Genomic DNA, 24,877 nt, shown 5'->3' with positions numbered 1-24,877 from the left:
GGTATTCCGGCAGGAGCGGGCATTGCCCGCGAATGCAGGTGAACTCAGAGCGCCATTCTGTAATGCAGGCTGTAGCTTTCTACACCATCGTTGGGCTCTTTGATGCCGGCGTTGGAATAGTGAATCGCCCGCACCCCAATCTCATGCCCGCCGGCAAAGCGCAAACCAAAACCAATGCGGTCCTCGAACTGGAACGCCGAACCCAGCTCGTTGCTTTCCAGTTCGGTGCTGGAGAACGCCGCCACCCCGATGCCGGCTTCGATGTAAGGCTTCACCGACTCCCCGGCAAACTCATAGACGAACACCGGCGCGAAGGACAGGCTGTGATTGCTCGCGGTCTCGTCGCCATCCCAGTAGGTGTAGGCCCCATCCCAATAGCCGGTCAGCCGACCAACGCTGGTCTGCCACCAACTCGCGTCCCAATTCGATTGCAGCCCTAGCCGGTAGACCATTGTCGAATCGCCAGTCTGCCCCACCGAGAACGAAACATCGGCAGCTTGTGCCGACATCGCTTGCCCCAAAACAAAGGCAGCAGTCGCTGCCAAGCCGAGCAGTTTCCTCATAAGAAACATCCTTCTTTCTGATGCTGTTGTTAGTGTCCGCCTCATCTCAGGCAAAGCGGTAGAAAGCAGAAGTGGAACGATAGTTCAGCCTTTTTTCACGTTTTTTTCACAACGCAAAGCTTTGCACATCGTCAGACTTATGCCACAGCACAGGTAGGATTTTTCTTAAGGCTTCTGGGTCAGCGCTTGTCCAGAAGCGTGCAGCGCCGGCCGGGCCTTCGGCCAATAGATCATTGGCACCCAGCAGCCGTCGCAACTGACGCGCCACGGCCGCGCCGGTGTCGATGATGGCCACGTCATCCGGCACCATGCCGGCCAGCAATGGGCGAAGGAAAGGGTAATGGGTGCAGCCGAGGATCAGCGTGTCGCAACCTGCTGCCAGCAGCGGCTGCACGTAACCTTGCAGCATCTGGCGCAACGCCGGACTTGCAAGGTCACCGGTTTCGATCAGTTCGACCAGCCCCGGGCAAGGCTGGGTAATAACCTGTACGTCGTTGGCGAAGCGGTCGAGCAAGGCTGCGAACTTGGCACTCTGCAGGGTACCGGTGGTGGCCAGCACACCGACCACGCCCGAGCGGGTGGCTGCCGCTGCAGGCTTGACGGCCGGTTCCATGCCCACCAACGGCCAGGTCGGATACAACTCACGCAGGTCGGCCACTGCCGCCACCGTGGCGGTGTTGCAGGCCAACACCATGGCCTTTGCGCCTTGCTCATGGAAGAACCCGGCAATGTGCCGGCAGCGCTCGCGGATATAGTCCGGCGACTTCTCACCGTAGGGTATATGCCCGCAATCGCCCACATACAGCAACGTTTCGTTAGGCAGCAGGCGCTGGATCTCGGCCAGCACCGACAAACCGCCAACCCCCGAGTCCATGACGCCGATCGGCGCCGAGCGCTCAGCCATCGCGCTTACCACAGACCGTGCAAGCCGGGTCGCGCTTGACACGAAGCTCGCGGATACGGGTGCCGAGGGCATCGATCAACAGCAAGCGGCCGACCAACGGCTCACCGAAGCCAGCCAGCAGTTTCATCGCCTCCAGCGCCTGCAGGCTTCCCACCAGCCCCACCAGCGGGCCAATGACGCCTGCTTCGCTGCAGGTCAGTTCAGCTTCGCTACCATGCCCGTACAGGCAGTGATAGCACGGGCTGTAGTCACGCCGCGGGTCGAACACCGACAGCTGACCTTCCAGACGGATTGCTGCTCCGCTGACCAGCGGCTTGCCGGCGGCGACACAGGCAGCGTTGACCGCCTCGCGGGTAGAGAAATTGTCGGAGCAGTCCAGCACCAGGTCGACCGCCGCCACCGCAGCCACCAGCGAGTCCTCGTCCAGTGCCTGGCGGTGAGCAACCAGGCTGACTTCCGGGTTGATTGCCTGCAAGCGCTGCAAGGCCGAGTCGACCTTGCTCATGCCAACGCTGGCACTGTCGTGGATGACCTGGCGTTGCAGGTTGGTCAGGTCAACGGTGTCGAAGTCGGCCAGGTGCAGCTCACCCACGCCAGCGGCGGCCAGGTACAGGGCGACTGGCGAGCCCAGGCCACCCAGCCCGATGATCAGCGCTTTGCTCTGCTTGAGCCGCAGCTGGCCATCGATGTCGATCTGGGCCAGCAGCACTTGGCGGCTGTAACGCAGCAGTTCCTGATCACTCAGCATGGCAGTCGCCCCAGGGTAATGCGTTCATGGCCGCCCAGGTCCGTGCGGCTGGCCACCTCGATAAAGCCATGTTCAGCCAGCAGAGCGCGTACCGCTGCCGCCTGATCGTAGCCATGTTCCAGCAGTAGCCAACCACCTGGCAACAAGTGCGCGGGGGCCTGGGCGGCGATCACGCGAAGGTCGTCCAGGCCATCGGCACCGGCCACCAGGGCACTGCTGGGTTCGAAACGCACGTCGCCGGCCACCAGGTGCGGGTCTTCAGCGGCAATGTAGGGAGGGTTGCTGACAATGAGGTCGAAACGCTCCCCGGCCAGGCTGTCGAACCAGTGGCTTAGCCGTACCCGAGCGTTGGCCAGGCCCAACCGCTGGCGGTTGCGCTCGGCGAGGGCAGCAGCCTCCTCCACCCGGTCAACCGCTGTCACCTGCCACGCCGGGCGCTCGCTGGCCAGCGCCAGAGCGATGGCACCCGTACCGGTACCCAGGTCGAGGACCTTGGCTGGCGAAGCGGGTTGCAGTTCAAGCGCCGTCTCGACCAGCAGTTCGGTATCCGGCCGCGGGATCAGGGTATGCGGCGCGACCTCCAGGTCGATCTTCCAGAAGCCCTGCAGCCCAAGGATATAGGCCACTGGCTCGCCGCCACGGCGGCGCTTCAGGTAGCCGGCATAGGTCTCGGCATCTTCGCTGCTGACGATACGCTCGGGCCAGGTATGCAGGTAGCTGCGCGATTTACCGATGGCCGCAGCCAGCAGCAGTTCGGCATCCAGGCGCTCAGTGGGCGATTCAGGCAACTGCGCGTTGCGCAACAGGCTGGCGATGACAGTCATCAGTCCCCCAAGGCGGCCAGTTGATCGGCCTGGTATTCGGCCAGCAGCGGTTCGATCACCGCGTCTACGCCACCGCTGAGGATGTCGTCCAGCGAGTACAAGGTCAGGTTGATGCGGTGATCGGTCACCCGCCCCTGTGGATAATTGTAGGTGCGGATGCGCTCGGAGCGGTCACCGGAACCCACCAACAGCTTGCGCTCACTGGCAATGGCGTTCTGCGCGGCACTGGTCTGCATGTCGTTCAGCTTGGCCGACAGCCAGGACATGGCGCGAGCACGGTTCTTGTGCTGCGAGCGCTCCTCCTGGCATTCGACCACGATACCGGTGGGCAAGTGAGTGATACGGATCGCCGAATCGGTCTTGTTGACGTGCTGGCCGCCGGCACCGGAGGCACGGTAGGTATCCACGCGCAAGTCGGCCGGGTTGATTTCGATGGCGGCCTGCTCGTCCGGCTCGGGGAGCACCGCCACCGTGCACGCGGAAGTGTGGACACGGCCTTGGGACTCGGTCTCGGGCACACGCTGAACCCGGTGTGCACCGGACTCGAACTTGAGCTTGCCGTAGACATTCTCACCCTCGACGCGGGCAATGATTTCCTTGTAGCCGCCGTGCTCGCCTTCGTTCTCGGACAAGATCTCCAGGCGCCAGCCGCGCTTTTCGGCGTAGCGCGAATACATGCGGAACAGGTCACCAGAGAAGATGGCTGCCTCGTCGCCACCCGTACCGGCGCGGATTTCGAGAAACACGTTACGACCGTCGTTGGGGTCTTTAGGCAGCAGCATGCGTTGCAGCTGCGCCTCCAGGGTCAACAGTTGCTCCTTGGCTTCACGCACCTCTTCCACGGCCATTTCACGCAGGTCCGGGTCACTGTCCTTGAGCAGCGCCTGGGCGCCTTCGAGGTCGTCCTGGACTTTGCGCCACTCTTTATAAGCAGCGTAGACCGGCTCTACCTCGGCATACTCGCGGGAGTAGGCGCGAAAACGCGTCTGGTCGGAAATAACCTCGGCGTCACCGAGCAGGGCGGTGAGTTCTTCGAAACGGTCCTGGAGGATTTCCAGTTTGTTCAGCAGCGACGCTTTCATTGCGGGGATTTGTCCGTGGAGCCCTCATTGAGGGCAAAGAGTTCCTGGGCCATGGCCAGCGCATCGAGGCGGCCCTCGGCCGAGAGCTTTTTCAGCTGCACGCTGGGCGCATGCAGGAGTTTGTTGGTCAGGCCCCGGGCCAGCTGGGCCAGCACGTCTTCGGGGTTGCCGCCATTGGCCAGCAGGCGCAGGGCCTTTTGCAGTTCTTCGTCGCGAAGGCGCTCACTTTGCTGGCGATAGGCCCTGAGCACGTCCACTGCAGCCAGTTCGCGCAGGCGCAGCATGAAGTCTTCGGCGCCCACGGATACCAGCTCTTCGGCCGCCTGAGCCGCACCCTGGCGGCTCTTGAGGTTTTCTGCCACTACATCGTGCAGGTCGTCGACGGTGTACAGGTAGACATCGTCCAGCTCGCCTACTTCGGTTTCGATATCGCGAGGTACAGCGATGTCGACCATGAAAATCGGCTTGTGTCGGCGCTGTTTCAGAGCACTCTCGACCGCGCCTTTACCCAGGATCGGCAACTGACTGGCGGTGGAACTGATCACGATGTCACTGTTGGCCAGTTCCTGTGGGATGTCTGCCAGCAGCACGGCATGCGCACCGAACTGCTCGGCCAGGATGCTGGCACGCTCCAGGGTGCGGTTGGCCACCACGATACGGCGTACGCCCTGCTCGTGCAGGTGGCGGGCGACCAGGGTGATGGTTTCGCCGGCACCGATCAGCAGGGCCTGGCTGCGGCCCAGGTCGGCGAAAATCTGTTTGGCCAGGCTGACCGCGGCGAACGCAACCGAAACCGGGTTTTCACCGATGGCCGTATCGGTACGCACCTGCTTGGCGGCGCTGAAGGTGGCCTGGAACAGGCGCCCGAGCAACGGCCCGACGGTACCGGCTTCGCGGGCCACGGCGTAGGCGGACTTCATCTGGCCCAGGATTTGAGGCTCGCCCAGAACCAGCGAGTCCAGGCCTGAGGCCACGCGCATCATGTGCTTCACGGCGTCGTGCTCTTCATGCACGTAGGCGCTGGCGCGCAGCTCGTCGATGCTGAGGCGGTGATAGTCGGCCAGCCACTGCAGCACGGCGTCGGCGGACAGGTGGTCCTGCTCTATATAGAGTTCACTGCGGTTGCAGGTCGACAGGATCGCCGCCTCGCGGCTGGACGTCAGTCTGCAGAGCTGCTGCAGGGCGTCTACCAGCTGCTCTGGGGTAAACGCCACGCGCTCGCGTACGTCTACCGAGGCAGTCTTATGGTTGATACCAAGTGCAAGAAAGGCCATGCAAGGTCGCTGGTTGTGACGGGAAGCCGATAATTGTCCTCTTTCGCAGGTTTTTGGACAACCACCGTTCGCTATTGTGCTGATAGTCCTGCGGCTATCGCCTTTTCGTAGCCTGCCCTAGCGGTGTTTTCAGGTCTTGCCGGCTTTTGATCTGGCTTTTGATCCTGACCTTGATCTTCGCGACTTCAGGAGGCCGAACGCAGGCCTTGCGCAGGGAGGTGACGGGCATGGATGCCCGTCAAGCGCTGTGCCCCAGGATGGGGCCTGCAGCGCGGTCCTCCCGGGAGCAAGCCCTACGCTCGGCCTCCTGAAGTCGCAATCTGCAGCGCCTGATCAACCGCGCGCTTAGAAGCGACAGTAAGAGCAAAAGCCAGAGCCATCGGCTCGACATCGCCCTAGCCAACTACGCCGACCGGGTCGAGAAGACTTTTGACATATTTCCAAAAGATTTATCCACAGTCTTGTAGTCCATTTCCCAAATACATGCCCAGCTGTTGCCCTACCCTCCTTCCGGACCTAGTCTTGACGCCGCTACATCGATATTCCTCACTGAGACAGCGATACGAGTTGGATAGCATCGAGCTATCAGTCCGTCGGTTTATTTGTAGCTATTAATTTTGCCGATTATTAGAAGTTTTGTTGATGAGGATCAGCAGCGGTAATGATGAACTGAAATGATGCACACTTACTTGCTGACACACCAACAACAAGCATTTTTATATTTCAGTTTTGTTAAGCTTATCTTAAAACGATTTCCAATGCAGGGTATGCTTCGTGCATGGCAGGAAGCTATATAATAGGCGCGAGCAATGGAAGAATTTGCAGCATCTCGTAGGCACTCAATGCTTCTTTGGGGCGTTAACTTGTGTGCTATTTCGGCCTCTACGCTGAGCTATATTTATTTTTCCTACTATATTTATGCTCATACTGCTAGTCTAATACTTTCCCAAGTGGTGCTGTTTGCACCAATGGTTCTGCCGGTAATTTTTGTCGCTCCAATCTACCGACTGGCTGACTATCTAGCGCCACGCACCTTGCTGTGGAGTGCCAACTTGGCGTCGCTGGGCTGCGCGGCGGTCACCTACAAGATCCTGCCACATCATGTGGAAGTCGCCGTGTTAGGCGCGGTAGTCATTGGCACCCTGGATGCGCTGCAACGGGTAGGGCGTATTGTTGCCATCAAGTGTTATTTCCCGGGTGCGCAAATCGCCAGCTCAGTGCCTCTGACACTCACCGCACAATTCATTGCCGGCGGCCTGGCAGGCATCAGTCTGCTACTGTTCAAAGCCAACATGACGCCTGGGTTAGCCCTGCTCATTACTGTCAGTCTTTTTTCCATCGCGGCTTTGGCGGCCTATCTACTACCTGCGCCAACAAAGCCTCCGATCACCGTGCAGGTCGCACCAAGACTATTGACTGCCCTTGGTTCGCTTTTGCAGGAGTATCCCGCGCTACGCCTCAGCCTCTATCAGTTCATCGTCTTCGTCAGCCTTTTTCAGGGCTTCTTCAATGTGTCCAGGGTGCTGTTACCGGCCCATGTGCTGGGCTTGGGAGAGGTGTATGTCGGTTTGTTGCAGGCCGTCAATAGTGTGGCAGCTTTGGTGGGCGCAGTACTGTTCTATCGTTTGGGCAAGTGTAATGTGCAACCGCTACCTATGCCGATGGCTGTAGTCAGCGGCCTGTTCATGATGCTCGCAGCGTTCGGCCATGATATTCAGTCCAGTTACATCGCGTATTTTCTCTACATATTCTTTTTCGAACTGGCATTTTTCAAGTTGCAAGCCGATCTTGTCAGGAGCACACCTACCAGCGCCATGCCGTTGATGGCATCTGTCCAGTATGCGGGGGTCTACTTAGGCATGATAATCACCATCTTCGCCGGCTCAATACTGGTTAAGTATGTTGGCCTGTTCAGCACGAGCATTATCTTCATTGTTTTCTATTTCGTCGCATCCAACGCCCTGCGAACGACAGTTGCGATCAAGGGAAAACAATCTGTCTAAATAATTTCTTCAAGGAGAACAATATGCCCACATTGGCGCGTGTATTTCCGTTCGTCCGTCTTTTGGATTTGGCGAACATATTAACAATATTCAATATCGGCCTGGCCTTCGGTACTGTTTATTTTGCGTTGCAAAGACGGTTTGTTCTGGCGGCGACGGTGATTTGCCTGGCCGCGATGCTCGATTTCCTTGACGGCCACATAGCGCGGCGCTACCTGGCTGCGAACAGCGCGCAACGGGCCTTCGGCACGCATCTAGACAGTTTTGCCGACTTGCTCAATTTCAGCGTCACGCCAGCCCTTGTCATCCTGATCCTCGACCAGTCTCTTTCGGCCACGCTGGCCGCAGTAACTCTGGTTTTCACGGCCATTTTGCGGCTATCGCTGTTTGGCATGCCCGGCACATCGGCTGGCGGGGGATATCAGGGGCTACCCACCACATATTCAGGATTTGTCTTTGCGCTGGCGCTGATGGGGTTATCGGCCGGGCATTACGGTGCCGGTGTGATCGTCGGCCTAATGGCGCTGGTCGGCATCCTCCAGGTCACCAGCTTGAGAATTCCCAAGTATGGCGCACCTTCGACGGTCGCTTGCTTCGCAATGCTGTTCGGGCTCAGCACTATTTACTTTCATCCCTGGTAATCCGAGGTTCCAATGAAACACGTGGTTTTCGTCGACAGCACCGTAAGCGGCCTGCTGGCTTTTGAGGCAGCCAAACGGCTTGGCTGCCACGTCACCTTCATTCATCAGCGCGACGCCTCGTTCCTGACGATCTCGATCAAGGACGACACCTCCCGTCTCGAGCCTTACCTGCGATATGTGGATGCTTATTTGCGTATCGATAATCTGGAAGGCGGCGAATTCAGCCGGTTGTTGGCAAACCTGCACGCAGAGCGCCCTATTGACGCCCTGATCTCTACCTCTGAAGCAGCCATAGTACCGGTGGCGCGTGAGGCCCAGCGCCTCGGCACCCTCTACCCGAGGTACGAAGCTCTGTGCGGGGCGGTATACAAGAGTCGACTGCGCGAAACGCTGCGGGCACACGGACTACGCTCTCCTGATTTTGAAGTACTAAGCGAGGAGCAACTGATCAATGGGGTCGTTCCGAGTTTGTCGCTGCCATTCGTTGTCAAGCCGACCCGAGGATTCGCCAAGCAGTTTTCCGCCATTTGCCATAGCCAGACCGACTTTGACGCCTTTCTCGCCGAGTTGCGCCAGAGTCGCAAGGGTGCTGATCCTATGATCGACCACTTGGTAAGCCGCGACTATCTGGTCGAGCAATACATCGACGGTACATTGCATTCAGCGGAAGTCATCGTCCAGGACACCAAGGTCTCCTGCTTTGCGACCACCATCCGTTTCCGCGCCGACTATAGCGAAATATTAGAAATGACCGCGACCATGCCGTCAGGCCTTGACGCAGCACAGCGCGACGAGATCAAAGCATATGTGCAGGCAGTGTTCAGCGCTCTGGGGCTGGATGTTGGCCTTTATCATGTTGAACTGTTGCGCGATGCCAAAGGGCCCTGTCTAGTGGAGATCAACGCACGCATGATGGGTAGCGTAGCGCCGCAGATGTACCGGATGCTGACCGGCATCGACCCGTTCGAACTGCTAGTCCGTCTGCACCTGGGCGAGCCCATTCTAATTGACGACTCAGTGCTTCAGCGCGCAGGTAGCGTCGTAACTGTCGCCTCCCGCAATGGCGGTCATATCGCCCACGACTATGACCCCGACACCCTACAGCCATTACTGGACAAGTACGCCATCCGGTTTTGCACCGCCCACGTTGCGCCTGGCCAGGCGGTAAACGTCTATAGCGGCAACATCGGCACAATTGGCCACGTCATCGTTGAGGACGACTGCCCCCACTCTGCGGCGAAAAAGGGCAATCGCTTCCTGCGCGAGCTGTCCTCACTTTACGGCCTTGAACTCGCGACTTATACCGGCGCCGAGTTGGCTTAAACCTGACATGAACTGACAGCCCCCTGCAACGGACTGATTCGACTGATTAGGGAAGACATATGCACTCATTAAATCCTTCTCCCGTGTTCGCTTTTTCCGGCAAGGCCGATACCCTGCAGCAACTGGCACCACTTCTGAGCACCGGTCAAGTGTTGCCCCTTCATCGATTCACCGTGGCACAGTGGCGGGAGGACTGGCAGGCAGTGATCGCGCACTGTCAGGCGTTCTTTGGCGATGAGCCGCTGATTGTACGATCCAGCTGCCTAGCCGAAGACCGCGACGGCCATTCCGGTGCAGGAATGTACGCGTCAGTTCTAGATGTGTGTGGCGGCCAGGCACTCGGCGAAGCCATCAAGACGGTGATCGCCTCCTACGGCCTAGCTCGCGAGCGCGATGAGGTGCTGGTGCAGCAGATGGCGAGAGGAGTATTGGCCAGCGGAGTGGCGATGACCCGTGATCCAGAGACGGGTTTGCCATATTACGTAGTTGACTATGTACCAGGTGCCAGTACTGACGGTGTCACTACCGGCAACGAGACTGTGCACTCTTTCGTCTCCCTTGGCAGCGAGGCGGCAAGCGAGCCTGCGGAATTACTAGGGCTGTTTGCGTTGCTCGAAGAGGTACAAGTTCTAACCGGGCGCGATGCCTTGGACATAGAGTTCGCGATCACTGTCGATGGCCCTCTACTATTCCAAGTGCGTCCCATGACCGCAGATGGGCCCCGTAATGCCAACGCACTTGCCGACGCCCAACTACGCAAAGTTTTGGAGCACGAGGTTTCCCAGTTCGAAGAGCTGATCTGCAAGCAACACCATCTGCGTCCTACGTCGACCGCCTTCCTTGGCCTTATGCCGGACTGGAACCCAGCGGAAATTATCGGTACCAAGCCGCGGGCGCTAGCCTACTCGCTATATAAGGAGCTGATCACTGACCTTAATTGGGCCTCTGCCAGATTCCGATACGGCTACCGGGATCTGCGGCGCAAACCGCTGATGTACCAGGTGGGTGGCTCTCCTTACATCTGCATTGCCCACAGCATCGAGTCATTCATCCCTGCCTCGGTACCTCAAGATGTTGCCGAGCGCGTAGTCGAACAGTGCGGCGAGTACTTGGCCATGCATCCTCATCTGCATGACAAGATCGAGTTCGCGATCATTCCTACGTGCTTCACGCCAGAGCTTACTAGCCCCGATGCCGCTGCCGCGCTGCCGGCGCTCCGGACTCTTAGTACCGAGCAGCACGAATGCTACTTGAACGAGCTACGCCAGTTGACCGAGCACATTATTTCCCCCAGCGGCCCGTTCTTCTCCGACCTGACACGTCTACCGAGTATTACTGACAAGGTGTAGAGTTTAATGGCGAGGCAACCTCGGGGCGAGTCCTTGCAACGTATGAGGAATGCTCTATCGGCGGCCAACGTAGTCGCTGAAGTATTCGCTGGCGCTGCCCGTGCAGCGTTCGTAGGTACCGCAATAATTAAATCGCTGGAAACAGCGGGGGTAGTATCTGCCGGTTTCATCGATCATGTGACCGGAGGGGTCAATAGTATCGGTCGCGAGATGGCCAGCGATTTCCAGACGTTGCATAAGGACGATTTCCTAAAGCTCCACGGTCATGTCCGGCCCGGTACCTACGATATACGTGTGGCGCGCTACGACGAGACTCCGGAGAGTTATTTTGACTGGCAGCGCCCATTACAACGCCCCCCAAAATCTACGAACGGGCCAACTGTATCTCGGGCCCAGGTCAACGCCATGCAGCAAGCTTTCGACCAGTGCGGTCTTAACGTTTCCGCCGAGCAGTTCCTCCAATTTGCTCAGGCCGCTATTGCATCGCGCGAGAAGCTCAAATACCTCTATGCAGCGTTTGTTTCGGATGTTTTGCGCTCACTATGCGATTGGGGTGAGGTACATGGTCTTGACCGCGACCAACTCAGCTTTGCGCAAATCACCGACTTTACCAGCGGTTACGCCGACATCGATCGCAAACGTTTGCACCAAGCGATTGCTCACAACCGCAGCCGCTGGTATGAAACGCAGTTAGTCCGTACGCCAAGCATCATCTGTCAGCCGCAAGATCTATTCGGCCATCGAGTGCACTGGTGCAATCCCAACTTCATCACTCGAAGTGCCACTCATGCGCGGGTGGCCCATGTGCTTCCAGGGCAATTGGCACCGGACATAGAGGGTTGCATTGTCTTAATCGAAAACGCTGATCCGGGTTTTGATTGGATTTTTACCCACCGCATTGCTGGTTTCATCACCGCCTACGGAGGCGAGAACTCGCATATGTCGATCCGAGCCCGAGAGTTCGCCATTCCCGCAGCTATCGGCGTGGGCGATACTCGATTCAAAACCCTATTGGCGGCGACAAGCCTGCTGCTCGACTGCGCCGAGCGGCGTATACAGGTGCTGGCATGATTTTGGTTGGGCTGACCATGCTCAGGCAGTTCAACGCCGAACGCCAGGAATGGCGGGACGCGCTTGACCAGCGCTGGGTTGAATTCTTAGGCCAATGTGGGCTGACCCCGCTGTACCTTCCAAACGATCCGAGAGTCAGCATGGCGTTAGTCCAATCATTGCGCCCTCAGGGCCTCCTGCTTACTGGTGGAGGGAGTTGCCAGGCCCTGAGTGGGTCAGCCGACACACGCGACGTCACTGAGAGGGTCTTGCTTGATCTTGCGGAAAATCTAAGGCTTCCGGTGCTCGGTGTATGCCGCGGCATGCAGGTAATGTTGACGCGAGCTGGCGGCACTTTGGAACGCTTGGCCGGCCATGTAGGTGAGCACATGATCAACATGCAAGAACAACGGCGGCGAGTGAATTCCTATCATGAATACGGCTTTCGCGAGGCGCCCGACGGCTACCACGTACTAGCCCTGGCCGACGACGGCGTGATCGAGGCTGTGTATGACGACCACCGTCGGCATACCGGGATCATGTGGCACCCCGAGCGAGAACTACCTGCAGATCCATTGGATATTCAACGCGTGCGACATGCCTTTGGAGCTTTTTCATGAAAGCCATCATTCTTGCTGCTGGTCGCGGGAGCCGCTTACAAGCCCTGACCGATGAACGCCCCAAGGCCTTGGTACCCTTTAACGGTGCGCCATTGCTACAGCGCGCGATTGAAACGCTCCGTCGATGCGATGTCAGCGAGGTTGGCATCGTTGCAGGCTATCGAAGCGAAATGCTTGCGCCATTCGCCGACACTTTGTTTCACAACCACCGCTGGCATAGCTCCGGTATTTTCAGCTCTCTAAATTGCGCCAGCGATTGGTTGAGCGCAGAGCCTTGCCTTGTTAGCTACGGTGACATCTTCTACGACAGCACCCTAGTATCCGAGCTAATTAACCATCCAGCCGATATTGTTCTGGGCTACGATCCCGCCGCAGTGCGTCTCTGGCAGCAACGCTTCAACGATCCGCTACCAGATCTGGAGAACTTCCGCTTAGTCGATGGATGGGTGAGCGCTATTGGACAGACCGCTACCAGTCTTGAAGTCATTCAGGGCCAGTACATGGGCTTGTTCAAAGTCACGCCAGCGGGTTGGCAGGCATTGAAAAAACAATTGCAAGGGCTCACGCCTCAGGCACGAGACCAAACTGACATGACATCGCTTTTAGGGACACTAGTCAGCGAAGGTTTTCCAGTCGCCGGCGTGGCGACGCACGCTCCCTGGGGAGAAATTGACTGCCCCAGCGACGTGGCACTATATGAGCGGATCTATCCTGACCGGTGATCTCGACAAAATTGTCGGTGCGACTAACCCTGACGGTAGATTCGAGGATCGCGGCGGGTAAATGGCTCAAGGTTTTTCAGGCTGCACCTGGTTGAAAACGCCTTCGCCCGGTTGAAACACTAGCGGGCGGCCGCATCGCGCTTCGACAAGCTCAAGCGGAATTATGAAAGCGCAGTGGCCATGGCCTGCGCCTTTCTTTGGCTACCCATGTGAACCGGGAACAGCCCGTAACTCCGCACATTACGCTTCTCATGGCGCTTGTGCTCTCCCATTTCCTGCTTCCAGGGACGTAAAATATACAGGCAGGGGCTGGGTCATTGCGTCAGAAGCCCCCAGCGAACCTCTCCCCCACCCCGCTGTCCTACTCAGCACCACCCAGCCTGTAAACCACGACCTTCGCAGGTGGGTTTGCCCCCGCGCTTGTGTCATCATGCTCCGACCGCCGGTGAGTCCTCCTATAAGCCTTTCTATGAACAAACCATACGCATTGCTGCTTGCCTTCGCCCTGCTCCAGGGCTGCCAAAGCCTGGCCCCGCAAAAGGCCGAGCCTCCCGTCGCCGAAGCTGGCAAGGCAGAGGCGGAAAAGCCCGTGGTGTATGGTTCGTTCAAGCAGGACACACTCTATAGCCTGTTGGTGGCAGAGCTGGCCGGCCAGCGCAACCGTTTCGACATCGCCCTGGCCAACTACACCGATCAGGCGGCAAAAACCCAGGACCCAGCAGTTTCCGAGCGCGCCTACCGCATTGCCGAGTACCTCGGCGCCGACGAGCCGTCACTGGAGAATGCACTGGTCTGGGCGCGCAACGACCCGCAGAACCTCGACGCCCAGCGCGCCGCCGCCATCCAGCTGGCCCGCGCCGGTCGCTATGACGAGTCCATGACCTACATGGAAAAGGTACTGCAGGGCCAGGGCGACACCCACTTCGACTTCCTCGCCCTGTCCGCAGCCGAAACCGACCAGAGCACCCGCGACGGCCTGCTACACAGTTTCGAACGCCTGCTGGTGAAATACCCCGACAACGGCCAGCTGATATTCGGCAAGGCCCTGCTGCTGAACCAGGACGGCAAGACCGAAGAAGCCCTGGAACTGCTCGAGTCGCACCCGGCACAAAACGGCGAAATCGCCCCGATCCTGCTGCGCGCCCGTCTGCTGCAGGCCCTGGACCGTGGTCCGGAGGCCCTGCCACTGCTGCGCGGGGCGATTCGCGACAACCCGGACGACAAACGCCTGCGCCTCACCTACGCTCGCACCCTGGTCGAACAGGACCGTATCGCCGATGCCAAAGGCGAGTTCATCAGTCTGGTCCAGCAATACCCCGATGATGACGAATTGCGCTACTCGCTGGCGCTGGTGTGCCTGGAGAACAAAGACTGGGATGAAGCCGAAGGCTACTTGCAGGAGCTGATCGAGCGCGACAGCTACGTTGACGCCGCGCACCTGAACCTGGGCCGCATCCACGAGGAGCGCCACGACCCTGCTGGCGCTCTGGATGAATACGCCCTGGTCGGCCCAGGCCCAGACTACCTGCCGGCACAGCTGCGCCAGGCCGACATCCTGATCGCCAACGGTCGCGGCAGCGATGCCTCGCGCCTGCTCGCCGAAGCGCGCGAAGCCCAGCCAGACTACGCCATCCAGCTATTCCTGATCGAATCGGAAAGCTACAGCAACAACAACAAGGACGCCCAGGCCAATCAGGTGCTGCAGCAAGCCATCCAGCGCTACCCGGACGACCTCAACCTGCTTTACACCCGCGCCATGCTGGCCGAGAAGCGCAACGATTTGACGCAGATGGAAAAAGACCTGCGCGCCATCATCGCCCGCGAGCCAGAAAACGCCATGGCGCTGAACGCCCTGGGCTACACCCTGGCCGACCGCACCACCCGCTATGCCGAAGCCAAGGCACTGATCGACAAGGCCCACCAATTGACCCCCGATGACCCGGCAGTGCTCGACAGCCTGGGTTGGGTCAACTATCGCCTGGGCAACCTCGACGTCGCTGAAACCTACCTGCGCCAGGCCTTTGCCAACTTCCCCGACCACGAAGTGGCCGCCCACCTGGGCGAAGTACTGTGGGCCAACGGCAAGCGCCGCGAAGCTCGCCATGTATGGGCCAAGGGCTTCGAGGCCCAGGCCGACAGCCCTATCCTGCGCAAGACCCTTTTGCGCCTGACCGGATCCGAGACTCTTTAACGTTATGTTCCTGCGCCATTGCATCACCTTTACCATGATCGCCCTGCTGGCCGGCTGCGCCGGCTTCGGTAGCCGTGAGGCCCTGCAGGGCCACGGCGACCCGCAGCAGTGGCGCGCCCACAAAGCGCAGCTGAGCAGCCTCGATGGCTGGCAGATCAACGGCAAAGTCGGCATCCGCGCCCCGCGCGATTCCGGCAGCGGTACGCTGTTCTGGCTGCAACGCCAGGATTATTACGACATTCGCCTGGCCGGCCCGCTGGGCCGAGGCGCCGCGCGCCTTACCGGCCGCCCGGGTGGCGTGGTGCTGGAAGTGGCCAACCAGGGCCGCTACGAAGCCACCAGCCCGGAAGCCCTGCTGGAAGAACAACTGGGCTGGCAACTGCCGGTTTCGCACCTGGTCTGGTGGGTGCGCGGCCTGCCCGCCCCCGACAGCAAGAGCAAGCTGACCCTCGATGGCGACAGCCGCCTGGCCAGCCTCGACCAGGATGGCTGGCAGGTGCAGTACCTGAGCTACACCGAACAGAACGGCTACTGGTTGCCCGAGCGCCTGAAGCTGCACGGCAAGGACCTGGACGTGACCCTGGTGGTCAAGGACTGGCAGCCGCGCCAGCTGGGGCATTGATCACATGCAAAAGCTCACCCTGCCCGCCCCGGCCAAGCTCAACCTGTGGCTGCACATCATCGGCCGCCGCGCGGACGGTTACCACGAGCTGGAAACGGTGTTCCAGTTTCTCGACCACGGCGACGAACTGAGCTTCGCCCTGCGTGACGATGGCGTGATCCGCTTGCACACCGAAATCGAGACAGTCCCCCACGACAGCAACCTGATCGTACGGGCCGCACGCATGCTACAAGCTCAATCGGGCACCACGCTTGGCGCCGACATCTGGCTGACCAAGGTTCTGCCCATGGGCGGTGGCATCGGCGGCGGCAGCTCGGACGCCGCGACCACCCTGCTGGCCCTCGCCCACCTGTGGCAACTGGACTGGGACGAAGACCGCCTGGCCGCACTGGGGCTTAGCCTGGGCGCCGATGTGCCGGTGTTCGTACGCGGCCACGCAGCGTTCGCGCAAGGTGTAGGCGAACAACTGACACCGGTCGACCCGATCGAACCCTGGTATGTCGTGCTGGTGCCGCAAGTGTCTGTCAGCACAGTAGAAATTTTTTCACATCCACAGTTGACACGTGATTCTCTCCCCCTTAAGATGCGCCCCGTTCCCGAGGGAAACAGTCGAAATGACTGCCAACCGGTGGTAGAGCAGAATTACCCTGAAGTTCGCAATGCGTTGAATTCACTGGGAAAATTCACTGAGGCTCGACTAACCGGCACTGGAAGTTGTGTGTTTGGGGCCTTCCCAAGCAAAGCCGAAGCTGATAAAGTTCTGGCCCTTCTTTCAGCGACCCAAACAGGGTTTGTGGCGAAAGGAAGCAATGTTTCGATGTTGCATCGCAAGCTGCAAAGTCTGGTCAAGAAGTCGAGCGCATGAGCGTTCGCAGCAACAGATACAGGGGCGTCGCCAAGCGGTAAGGCAGCAGGTTTTGATCCTGCCATGCGTTGGTTCGAATCCAGCCGCCCCTGCCATTTTCCTTATACTCATCCAGGTATACCCTCAGCCTTCAGGTACTGCGCGTGTCCAAGATGATGGTCTTTACGGGGAACGCTAACCCCGATCTGGCTCGGCGTGTCGTACGTCAGCTGCATATCCCTCTCGGTGACGTCTCTGTCGGTAAATTCTCCGACGGCGAGATCAGTACTGAGATCAATGAAAATGTTCGCGGTAAAGACGTTTTCATTATTCAGCCGACCTGCGCCCCGACCAACGATAACCTGATGGAACTGGTAGTGATGGCCGACGCCTTCCGCCGCTCCTCAGCATCCCGAATCACCGCCGTGATTCCCTACTTCGGATATGCCCGCCAGGACCGCCGTCCGCGTTCGGCACGTGTAGCCATCAGCGCCAAAGTCGTTGCTGACATGCTCACTGTCGTAGGTATCGACCGTGTACTCACCGTCGACCTGCACGCTGACCAGATCCAAGGCTTCTTCGATATCCCCGTCGATAACATCTACGGCTCGCCCGTACTGGTTGACGATATCGAAGACCAGCGTTTCGAGAACCTGATGATCGTCTCCCCGGACATCGGTGGTGTCGTGCGCGCACGCGCTGTCGCCAAGTCCCTGGGCGTCGATCTGGGTATCATCGACAAACGCCGCGAAAAGGCTAACCACTCCGAGGTTATGCACATCATCGGCGACGTCGAAGGGCGCACCTGCATCCTGGTAGACGACATGGTCGACACCGCCGGCACCCTGTGCCACGCGGCCAAGGCCCTGAAAGAGCACGGCGCTGCCAAGGTTTACGCCTATTGCACGCACCCTGTCCTGTCGGGCCGCGCAATCGAGAACATCGAGAAGTCGGTACTGGACGAGCTGGTGGTGACCAACACCGTTCCGCTGTCCGCCGCTGCTCAAGCCTGTGATCGTATCCGCCAGCTGGATATCGCACCGGTTGTCGCTGAAGCGGTACGCCGCATCAGCAACGAAGAATCGATCAGCGCGATGTTCCGCTAAGCGGGACACGTGTTGATGTGAAGCGCCCCGCCCCAACCTGTGTTGGGGCGGGGCTTTTTTGCCATCCCCGTTGGCGCTGGTCGCAAACGCCCTCGGGGGGCTATTTTGGAGAAACAAAATGACTGATTTTATTCTGAACGCCCAAGCGCGTACTGACCTGGGGAAAGGTGCGAGCCGCCGCCTGCGTCACTCGCTGAGCATCCCAGCCGTTGTCTACGGTGGTGATAAAGAAGCTCAATCCCTGACCATCCTGGCCAAGGAAATCACCAAGCTGTTCGAAAACGAAGCTGCCTTCAGCCACGTTATCGAACTGAACGTTGACGGTGTTAAGCAGAACGTCATCATCAAGGCCATGCAGCGCCACCCAGCCAAGCAGTTCATCATGCACGCTGACTTCGTTCGCGTCGTTGCTGGCCAGAAGCTGACCGCCAAGGTTCCGGTTCACTTCATCAACGAAGAAGCCCCGGTCAAGAAAGGCGGCGAGATCTCCCACGTTGAGTCCGAGATCGAAGTTTCCTGCGAAGCCAAAGACCTGCCTGAGTTCATCGAAGTTGACCTGGGCAACGCCGAAATCGGCACCATCATCCACCTGTCGGACCTGAAAGCTCCGAAAGGCGTAGAGTTCGTCGCTCTGGCCCACGGTGATGACAAAGCTGTTGCCAACGTTCACGCTCCACGCGTTGCTCCAGAAGCAGAAGGCGCTGCCGAGTAATCCACTCGCACGCCGGCGTTGATCGGGTTACAGTGCCGCGCGCACTGTAACCCACCAACTCCAAGGAAGAGCCCCTGACGTGACCGCCATCCAGTTGATCGTTGGCCTGGGTAACCCCGGCCCCGAATACGAACAGACCCGGCATAACGCAGGGGCTCTTTTCGTTGAACGCCTTGCCAGCGCCCAGCGTGTTTCGCTGACCGCTGACAAAAAGTATTTCGGCCTGACGGCTAAATTCAGCCATCAGGGCAACGACGTTCGTTTGTTGATCCCCACCACCTACATGAACCGCAGCGGCCAGTCCGTAGCGGCCTTGGCCAATTTCTTCCGCATAAAGCCGGAAGCGATACTGGTGGCACACGACGAACTCGATCTGCCCCCGGGCGTTGCCAAGCTCAAGCGCGGCGGCGGCCATGGTGGGCACAACGGCCTGCGCGACATCATCGCGCAGCTCGGTAACCAGAACGACTTCCACCGCCTGCGGCTTGGCATCGGCCACCCGGGTGACGCCAAACTGGTATCCAACTTCGTCCTGGGCCGCGCGCCGCGCGCCGAGCAGGAGAAGCTCGACGCCAGCATCGATTTTGCCCTCGGCGTGCTGCCGGACGTGCTTGCCGGCGATTTCGCCAAGGCGATGCGCGAGCTGCACAGCCAGAAGGCCTGATTTCCTTTAGAGAGGGGAATACCCATGGGTTTCAATTGCGGCATCGTCGGCCTGCCCAACGTCGGCAAGTCCACCCTGTTCAACGCCCTGACCAAGTCTGGCATCGCGGCGGAGAATTTCCCTTTCTGCACCATCGAGCCGAACAGCGGCATCGTGCCTATGCCCGACGCTCGCCTTGCTGCGCTGGCTGAAATCGTCAAGCCAAACCGCATCCTGCCAACCACCATGGAATTCGTCGACATCGCCGGCCTGGTTGCCGGTGCCTCGAAAGGCGAAGGCCTGGGCAACAAGTTCCTCGCCAACATCCGCGAGACCGACGCCATTGCCCACGTGGTGCGCTGCTTCGAAGACGAGAACGTGATCCACGTTTCCAACAGCGTCGACCCCAAGCGTGACATCGAGATCATCGACCTCGAACTGATCTTCGCCGACCTCGACAGCTGCGAAAAGCAACTGCAGAAGGTAGCCCGCAACGCCAAGGGCGGCGACAAGGATGCCTTGGCGCAAAAGGCCATTCTGGAAAAGCTGATCCCGCACTTTACCGAAGGCAAGCCTGCGCGCAGCCTGATGAAGCACATGGCTGACGACGAAAAGGCCGTCATCCGTGGCTTCCACTTGCTGACCAGCAAACCGGTGATGTACATCGCCAACGTGGCCGAAGACGGCTTCGACAACAACCCGCACCTGGACGTGGTCAAGGCCATTGCCGAGGAAGAAGGCGCGGTAGTGGTGCCGGTGTGCAACAAGATCGAAGCGGAAATCGCCGAGCTGGAAGACGGTGAAGAGAAGGACATGTTCCTCGAGGCCCTGGGCCTGGAAGAGCCTGGCCTGAACCGCGTGATCCGCGCCGGTTACGAGCTGCTGAACCTGCAGACCTACTTCACTGCCGGCGTGCAGGAAGTACGCGCCTGGACCGTTCGCGTCGGAGCCACTGCCCCGCAGGCAGCCGGCGTTATCCACACCGACTTCGAAAAAGGCTTCATCCGTGCTGAAGTGGTGGCCTATGACGACTTCATCCAGTTCAAGGGTGAAGCCGGTGCCAAGGAGGCCGGTAAGTGGCGTCTGGAAGGCAAGGATTACATCGTCAAAGACGGCGACGTGATGCACTTCCGCTTCAACGTCTAAGCGGTAGCCTGCTGTAACTACAAACCCTTGAGGCCTGCACCTCAGGGGTTTTGTTTTTCTGGGATGCAGGGTGGGAACATTCGTTCTACCGTATTTCCATGGGTAGCCGCCTGCCCCCCTGTCATCACAGACCGCTGCGACCGATAGATGCGCCACCATCCACGTAGATTGTCTGCCCGGTAATGAAAGCGCTGCGATCCCCGAGCAGGAAGGTCACTGCCGAAGCGACCTCGTGTGGCTGCCCGAGCCGCCCCATCGGCACGCCGTCGATATAGGCGGCTTCGCCAGCACTGCCTACCGGGTTACCACTGCGGAACAGTTCGGTCTCGATCGGCCCTGGAGCAACTGCATTAACCGTGATTCCTGTCTGGGCCAGTTCCAGCGCCCAACTGCGAGTGAAGCTGACCAGCGCTGCCTTTGCAGCGGCGTAAGAAGTGCGCTGGCGAATGCCGAGCACGGTCAGGCTGGAGATATTCACCACGCGGCCCCAGCAGCGCTCGCGCATCCCTGGCAGCAGCGCTTGGGTCGCCTGCAGCGCGGGATGCAGGTTGACCCGCATTACTTCGTCGAAGCTTGCCAGGTCAATTTCGCCCAGTGGCTGGGGACGGACCAGGCCCACATTGTTTACCAGGCCGTCGAATGCATAGCGTTTGGTCAAGTCGGCCAGTGTCGCAATCAAACGCTCTGAGTCGCTCAAGTCGGTGGCGATCAGTTCGCCGGGGAAGCTGGCATCCGCAGCCTGGCGGGCGATACCAACGACTTGATGGCCCTCCTCCACCAGTTGCTCGGAGATTGCCCGGCCGATGCCTTTGCTGGCTCCTGTAACAAGAAAAGTACGTTGCGTCATGGCGTGTCTCTACCGTTAGTGTTTTTGCAGACGATGCAATATGGCTTGGCCCACCTGGGCCGCTGACGCCGGGTTCTGCCCAGTGATCAATTCGCGGTCGATGACAACATTAGGCGCCCACGGCGATGGGTTGCTCTGATACTGCCCGCCGGCGCGCTCCAGGGCGGTCTGCGGATAGAACTTCATCTGCCCTCCGCCGAGCAGGCCCTTGGCCTGTTCTTCTTCCTGATTGCTGATGACTGTCATGCGATAGCCGGCATAAATCCAGTCTTCGGGCGTTGCTGTCCGGTCCCCGTTCTCCAGTGCCTGGATCAGCTTCTGCGGCCGCTCCAGCGCCGAGAGCAGAGCAATGGGACCGTGGCAAACCAGCGCGGTGGTTTTACCCTCGGCGTGGAAAGCGCGAAGCAGACGCCCCATCGCCGGGTCGGCGAGCAGGTCTTGCATCGGGGCGTGGCCGCCCGGCACATAGACTGCATCGAAGTTGCCATAACCAATCTGCTCCACGCGGGACAGGCTGATCACCGGCGAATGCTTCGCAGAAGTAAGCTGCAGCTGATCCAGCAGCGCCTGATATTGCTCCAGTTGCTTCGGATCGTTGCCGAAGTACTGGGCCGCGGCCGAGCTGCGGTCCAACGTCGGCGCGCGACCGAGGGGAGTAGCGAAGGTAACTTGATGGCCTGCGTCCAGCAGCGTTTTGGTCGGCTCCAACAGTTCGTTGAGGTAGAAACCGGTTGCAAATGCCTTGCCGTCGCGAAGCTCCAGGTGGCTCTCGTCAGACAGTACCACAAGGACGTTCGCCGCATGAGCGCCCAGACTCGCGCTGCCTATGACAGCAGCCAGGGCCAGTCGTTGGTAAGTACGCATAGCATTCCCTCCATTCAGGCACAGGCGGGATGCCGTGCACTGACCGACACTTTATTGGCGATCAGACAAGCGATAAATTGGGCCTGTGGAAAAGCATTTTTGCTTTGGAGAACAAAATGGCGCGACGGTTTGGTCACCTGGGGGATGTCGAGACGCTGCTGGAAGTGGTCGAACGTGGCTCGCTCAGTGCGGCAGCGGTGGCCTTGGCGACCACCCCGTCGGTGGTTAGTCGGGCCATTTCGCGGCTTGAGTCGCACCTGGGGGTGCAGTTACTACGCCGCACCACGCGTCGTTTGAGTCTCACCGACAGTGGCTTGGAATACGTCGAGCAGGCGCGCGCTGCGTTCCAGCAGATCGCCAGTGCAGAGCAAGCCCTGAGCGGCCATGGCGAAGTACAGGGCCGTGTGCGCCTGAGCGCGCCGACCACTTATGGGCATCACCGGTTGCCGGCCATGCTGGCAGCCTTCACCCTGCGCTATCCGAAAGTGCAGGTCGAGTTGAACATCACCAATCGTAATGTCGACCTGGTGGCCGAAGGGTATGACCTGGCTATTCGCCTTGGCGACCTGCCGGACAGTAGCTTGGTGGCGCGTCGGCTAGAGGAGGCTCGACTATGCCTGGTGGCCGCGCCAGCTTACCTCGCGCGTGCCGGCAGGCCGCAATCACTGGCGGAGCTGGCCGGACACAACTGCCTGCCTTTCATCATGCCCAGCAATGGCAGGCCAGGCGTTTGGCAGTTCCGTCAAGGAGAGGAGGAACTGCTCTTCGTTCCGCAGGGAAATCCGGTGGTGGCGGACGATGTGCTGGGGTGCATCTCACTGGCCGAGCAAGGTGTCGGGATCTGCCAGACCTACGAGTTCATAGTCGCAGAACGCCTGCAGCGGGGACGGTTGGTGCGCTTGCTGGAGGATTACGAGGGGGCCCGACGGCCCTTCTCGGTCATCTATCCGCCACATCGCCAGCTGTCGGGGGCCAGCAGGGCATTGATCGATTCTTTGATGACAACGGGCCGCAAAGCGGCACTCGATCCCAGCATCTAAGCTGAGGTTCAGCGCCCTTCTCGCCAGAGCCGACACCATGCCCCAACCCACTCGTTTCGACTGGCAACGCTGGTTACCCGGCCTGGTCACCCTGCTCCACTACAAGGCAGCCTGGCTACCCAAGGACATCGCCGCCGGCCTTGTGCTCACCACCATGCTGGTGCCTGTGGGTATCGCCTACGCCGAGGCTTCCGGCGTCCCCGGCATCTATGGCCTGTACGCCACCATCATCCCCCTGCTGGCCTATGCCCTGTTCGGTCCCAGCCGTATCCTGGTATTGGGCCCGGACTCGGCGCTGGCCGCGCCTATCCTGGCTGTGGTGGTGCAATACGCCGCCAGCGACCCGCAGCGGGCGATCGCCATCGCCAGCATGATGGCGCTGGTCGCCGGGGCGTTCTGTGTGATTGCCGGGCTGCTGCGCCTGGGCTTCATCACCGAGTTGCTGTCCAAGCCCATCCGCTATGGGTACATGAACGGCATCGCCCTGACCGTATTGATCAGCCAGTTGCCCAAGCTGTTCGGCATCAAAGTCGACAGCGAAGGCCCCTTGCGCGACCTTTGGTACTTGGGCCAGGCGCTATACGCCGGCCAAGGGCACTGGCCAAGCTTTGTCGTGGGTGCCGGTAGCCTGGCGCTGATTCTGCTGCTCAAACCGTTCAAGCGCCTGCCGGGCATCCTGATCGCCGTGGTACTGGCGACGCTGGCAGTGAGCGTGTTCAACCTCGATCAGATAGGCGTCAAGGTACTCGGGCAATTGCCTCAGGGCCTGCCCGGCTTCGTCTTCCCCTGGGTCAGCGACATTGACCTGGTCGAGGTGCTACTGGGCGGGATTGCAGTGGCGCTGGTGTCGTTCGCCGACACCAGTGTGCTGTCACGCTCCTATGCCGCGCGCCTCAAGATGCGGGTAAACCCCAACCAGGAAATGTTCGGCCTGGGCGTGGCCAACGTGGCCTCGGGGCTGTTCCAGGGCATCCCGATCAGCAGCAGTTCGTCACGCACCCCAGTGGCCGAAGCTGCCGGCTCGCAGACCCAGCTCACCGGCATCATCGGCGCCCTGGCGGTGACCCTGTTGCTGCTGGTAGCGCCCAATCTGATGCAGCACCTGCCTAACAGCGCTTTGGCTGCGGTGGTGATTGCCGCTGCACTGGGGCTGTTCGAATTTGCCGACCTCAAGCGTATCTTCCGCATGCAGCAGTGGGAGTTCTGGCTGTCGTTCACCTGCTTTGTCGGCGTGGCGGTGTTCGGCGCCATTCCCGGTATCTGCATTGCAGTGGCGGTGTCGGTGATCGAGTTCCTGTGGGACGGCTGGCGGCCGCATTACGCAGTGCTCGGCCGGGCCGATGGGCTGCGCGGCTACCATGACATACAGCGTTATCCACAGGCCCGGCGTATTCCAGGGCTGGTGCTGCTGCGCTGGGACGCGCCGTTGTTCTTTGCCAACGCCGAGCAGTTCCAGAACACAGTGATGGCGGCGGTGGACGCGTCGCCAACGCCTGTGCAGCGGGTGGTGATTGCCGCTGAGCCTGTGACCAGTATCGATATCACTTCGGCGGACATGCTGGCCGAGCTGGACCGGGCACTGGAGGCGCGGGGGGTGGAGTTGCAGTTCGCCGAAATGAAGGACCCGGTGAAGGACAAGATGCGACAGTTCGAGTTGTTCGAACACATGGGGGAGAAGGCCTTTCATCCGACGGTGGGCGCAGCGGTGGATGCGTACCTGGAAGAGAGTGGGGTTGATTGGCAGCCCTGAATGGCCTGG

At 59.8% G+C, this 24,877-nt stretch carries 24 protein-coding genes, 1 tRNA gene and 1 pseudogene; 18 read left to right on the top strand and 8 right to left on the bottom strand.

Annotation, left to right across the window (positions count from 1 at the left end):
• Positions 1-44: 44 nt before the first annotated feature.
• From QYE47_RS08880 to hemA, 6 genes are all read right to left on the bottom strand, one after another.
• A complete protein-coding gene (locus QYE47_RS08880; protein ID WP_014589671.1) occupies positions 45-563 on the bottom strand; it encodes an acyloxyacyl hydrolase in 519 nt (172 codons plus the stop codon).
• A gap of 106 nt (positions 564-669) precedes the next feature.
• Positions 670-1,467 carry a glutamate racemase gene (gene murI / locus QYE47_RS08875; protein WP_014589670.1) on the bottom strand — a complete coding sequence of 266 codons (798 nt, stop codon included), beginning with the start codon at positions 1,465-1,467 and terminating at the stop codon, positions 670-672.
• Complete coding sequence (locus QYE47_RS08870; RefSeq protein ID WP_014589669.1) at positions 1,460-2,215, bottom strand: molybdopterin-synthase adenylyltransferase MoeB; 756 nt, start codon at positions 2,213-2,215, stop codon at positions 1,460-1,462. The genes murI and QYE47_RS08870 overlap by 8 nt, the downstream gene beginning before the upstream one ends.
• Positions 2,209-3,039, bottom strand: a complete 831-nt coding sequence (gene prmC / locus QYE47_RS08865) for a peptide chain release factor N(5)-glutamine methyltransferase (protein WP_014589668.1) — start codon at positions 3,037-3,039, stop codon at positions 2,209-2,211. Before prmC ends, QYE47_RS08870 begins: the two co-directional genes overlap by 7 nt.
• The gene (gene prfA, locus QYE47_RS08860) at positions 3,039-4,121 is read right to left on the bottom strand and encodes a peptide chain release factor 1 (protein ID WP_003247392.1); all 1,083 of its coding nucleotides are present in this window, start codon (positions 4,119-4,121) and stop codon (positions 3,039-3,041) included. The genes prmC and prfA overlap by 1 nt, the downstream gene beginning before the upstream one ends.
• Entirely contained in the window at positions 4,118-5,395 is a 1,278-nt protein-coding gene (gene hemA / locus QYE47_RS08855) for a glutamyl-tRNA reductase (RefSeq protein WP_010951977.1), read from the bottom strand. Before hemA ends, prfA begins: the two co-directional genes overlap by 4 nt.
• An 809-nt stretch (positions 5,396-6,204) precedes the next feature.
• On the opposite strand from hemA, the gene QYE47_RS08850 reads away from it, so the two are divergent.
• From QYE47_RS08850 to ychF, 16 genes and pseudogenes are all read left to right on the top strand, one after another.
• Positions 6,205-7,398, top strand: coding sequence for a hypothetical protein (locus QYE47_RS08850; RefSeq protein WP_070383445.1), 1,194 nt, complete (start codon positions 6,205-6,207; stop codon positions 7,396-7,398).
• A 23-nt stretch (positions 7,399-7,421) separates the two neighbouring features.
• A complete protein-coding gene (locus QYE47_RS08845) occupies positions 7,422-8,039 on the top strand; it encodes a phosphatidylcholine/phosphatidylserine synthase (protein ID WP_070383444.1) in 618 nt (205 codons plus the stop codon).
• Positions 8,040-8,051: 12 nt separating this feature from the next.
• The gene (locus QYE47_RS08840) at positions 8,052-9,362 is read left to right on the top strand and encodes an ATP-grasp domain-containing protein (RefSeq protein ID WP_019437896.1); all 1,311 of its coding nucleotides are present in this window, start codon (positions 8,052-8,054) and stop codon (positions 9,360-9,362) included.
• A 59-nt stretch (positions 9,363-9,421) separates the two neighbouring features.
• On the top strand, positions 9,422-10,711 hold the full coding sequence (locus QYE47_RS08835) for a PEP/pyruvate-binding domain-containing protein (RefSeq protein WP_172830913.1): 1,290 nt from the start codon (positions 9,422-9,424) through the stop codon (positions 10,709-10,711).
• A 6-nt stretch (positions 10,712-10,717) separates the two neighbouring features.
• Positions 10,718-11,782: a PEP-utilizing enzyme gene (locus QYE47_RS08830; protein WP_172830912.1), complete on the top strand. Its 1,065-nt coding sequence runs from the start codon at positions 10,718-10,720 to the stop codon at positions 11,780-11,782.
• Positions 11,779-12,381, top strand: coding sequence for a type 1 glutamine amidotransferase (locus QYE47_RS08825; RefSeq protein ID WP_019437897.1), 603 nt, complete (start codon positions 11,779-11,781; stop codon positions 12,379-12,381). The genes QYE47_RS08830 and QYE47_RS08825 overlap by 4 nt, the downstream gene beginning before the upstream one ends.
• A complete protein-coding gene (locus QYE47_RS08820) occupies positions 12,378-13,103 on the top strand; it encodes a phosphocholine cytidylyltransferase family protein (protein WP_014589662.1) in 726 nt (241 codons plus the stop codon). The genes QYE47_RS08825 and QYE47_RS08820 overlap by 4 nt, the downstream gene beginning before the upstream one ends.
• An 84-nt stretch (positions 13,104-13,187) precedes the next feature.
• Positions 13,188-13,316, top strand: a pseudogene (locus QYE47_RS08815) (IS5/IS1182 family transposase); the annotation flags it as partial.
• Between the two features lie 256 nt (positions 13,317-13,572).
• Positions 13,573-15,294 (top strand): tetratricopeptide repeat protein, encoded by a 1,722-nt coding sequence (locus QYE47_RS08810; protein ID WP_014589661.1) that lies wholly within the window; start codon positions 13,573-13,575, stop codon positions 15,292-15,294.
• Between the two features lie 4 nt (positions 15,295-15,298).
• Positions 15,299-15,916, top strand: a complete 618-nt coding sequence (gene lolB / locus QYE47_RS08805) for a lipoprotein insertase outer membrane protein LolB (RefSeq protein WP_003247402.1) — start codon at positions 15,299-15,301, stop codon at positions 15,914-15,916.
• 4 nt (positions 15,917-15,920) lie between these two features.
• Positions 15,921-16,781, top strand: coding sequence for a 4-(cytidine 5'-diphospho)-2-C-methyl-D-erythritol kinase (gene ispE / locus QYE47_RS08800; protein WP_014589660.1), 861 nt, complete (start codon positions 15,921-15,923; stop codon positions 16,779-16,781).
• Positions 16,782-16,801: 20 nt separating this feature from the next.
• A tRNA-Gln gene (locus QYE47_RS08795) sits at positions 16,802-16,876 on the top strand.
• Positions 16,877-16,924: 48 nt separating this feature from the next.
• Complete coding sequence (locus QYE47_RS08790) at positions 16,925-17,866, top strand: ribose-phosphate pyrophosphokinase (protein WP_003247410.1); 942 nt, start codon at positions 16,925-16,927, stop codon at positions 17,864-17,866.
• 118 nt (positions 17,867-17,984) lie between these two features.
• Positions 17,985-18,578, top strand: a complete 594-nt coding sequence (locus QYE47_RS08785; protein ID WP_003247411.1) for a 50S ribosomal protein L25/general stress protein Ctc — start codon at positions 17,985-17,987, stop codon at positions 18,576-18,578.
• 79 nt (positions 18,579-18,657) lie between these two features.
• Positions 18,658-19,242, top strand: a complete 585-nt coding sequence (gene pth, locus QYE47_RS08780) for an aminoacyl-tRNA hydrolase (RefSeq protein ID WP_003247413.1) — start codon at positions 18,658-18,660, stop codon at positions 19,240-19,242.
• Positions 19,243-19,266: 24 nt separating this feature from the next.
• Positions 19,267-20,367 (top strand): redox-regulated ATPase YchF, encoded by a 1,101-nt coding sequence (gene ychF / locus QYE47_RS08775; RefSeq protein WP_003247414.1) that lies wholly within the window; start codon positions 19,267-19,269, stop codon positions 20,365-20,367.
• Positions 20,368-20,491: 124 nt separating this feature from the next.
• Here the strand turns inward: ychF and QYE47_RS08770 are convergent, their stop codons facing one another.
• On the bottom strand, positions 20,492-21,214 hold the full coding sequence (locus QYE47_RS08770; protein WP_014589659.1) for an SDR family oxidoreductase: 723 nt from the start codon (positions 21,212-21,214) through the stop codon (positions 20,492-20,494).
• A gap of 15 nt (positions 21,215-21,229) precedes the next feature.
• The gene (locus tag QYE47_RS08765) at positions 21,230-22,078 is read right to left on the bottom strand and encodes a type 1 glutamine amidotransferase domain-containing protein (protein WP_070383443.1); all 849 of its coding nucleotides are present in this window, start codon (positions 22,076-22,078) and stop codon (positions 21,230-21,232) included.
• Between the two features lie 116 nt (positions 22,079-22,194).
• On the opposite strand from QYE47_RS08765, the gene QYE47_RS08760 reads away from it, so the two are divergent.
• Together QYE47_RS08760 and QYE47_RS08755 are read left to right on the top strand one after the other, a co-directional pair.
• Positions 22,195-23,118 carry a LysR family transcriptional regulator gene (locus tag QYE47_RS08760; RefSeq protein ID WP_014589657.1) on the top strand — a complete coding sequence of 308 codons (924 nt, stop codon included), beginning with the start codon at positions 22,195-22,197 and terminating at the stop codon, positions 23,116-23,118.
• 37 nt (positions 23,119-23,155) lie between these two features.
• The gene (locus QYE47_RS08755; protein WP_014589656.1) at positions 23,156-24,868 is read left to right on the top strand and encodes a SulP family inorganic anion transporter; all 1,713 of its coding nucleotides are present in this window, start codon (positions 23,156-23,158) and stop codon (positions 24,866-24,868) included.
• The last annotated feature ends 9 nt before the right edge of the window (positions 24,869-24,877 follow it).

The organism is Pseudomonas sp. 2,4-D (genome assembly GCF_030418155.1).
Taxonomy (GTDB): Bacteria; Pseudomonadota; Gammaproteobacteria; order Pseudomonadales; family Pseudomonadaceae; genus Aquipseudomonas; species Aquipseudomonas alloputida.
This window is presented reverse-complemented; position numbering and strand designations above follow the sequence as displayed.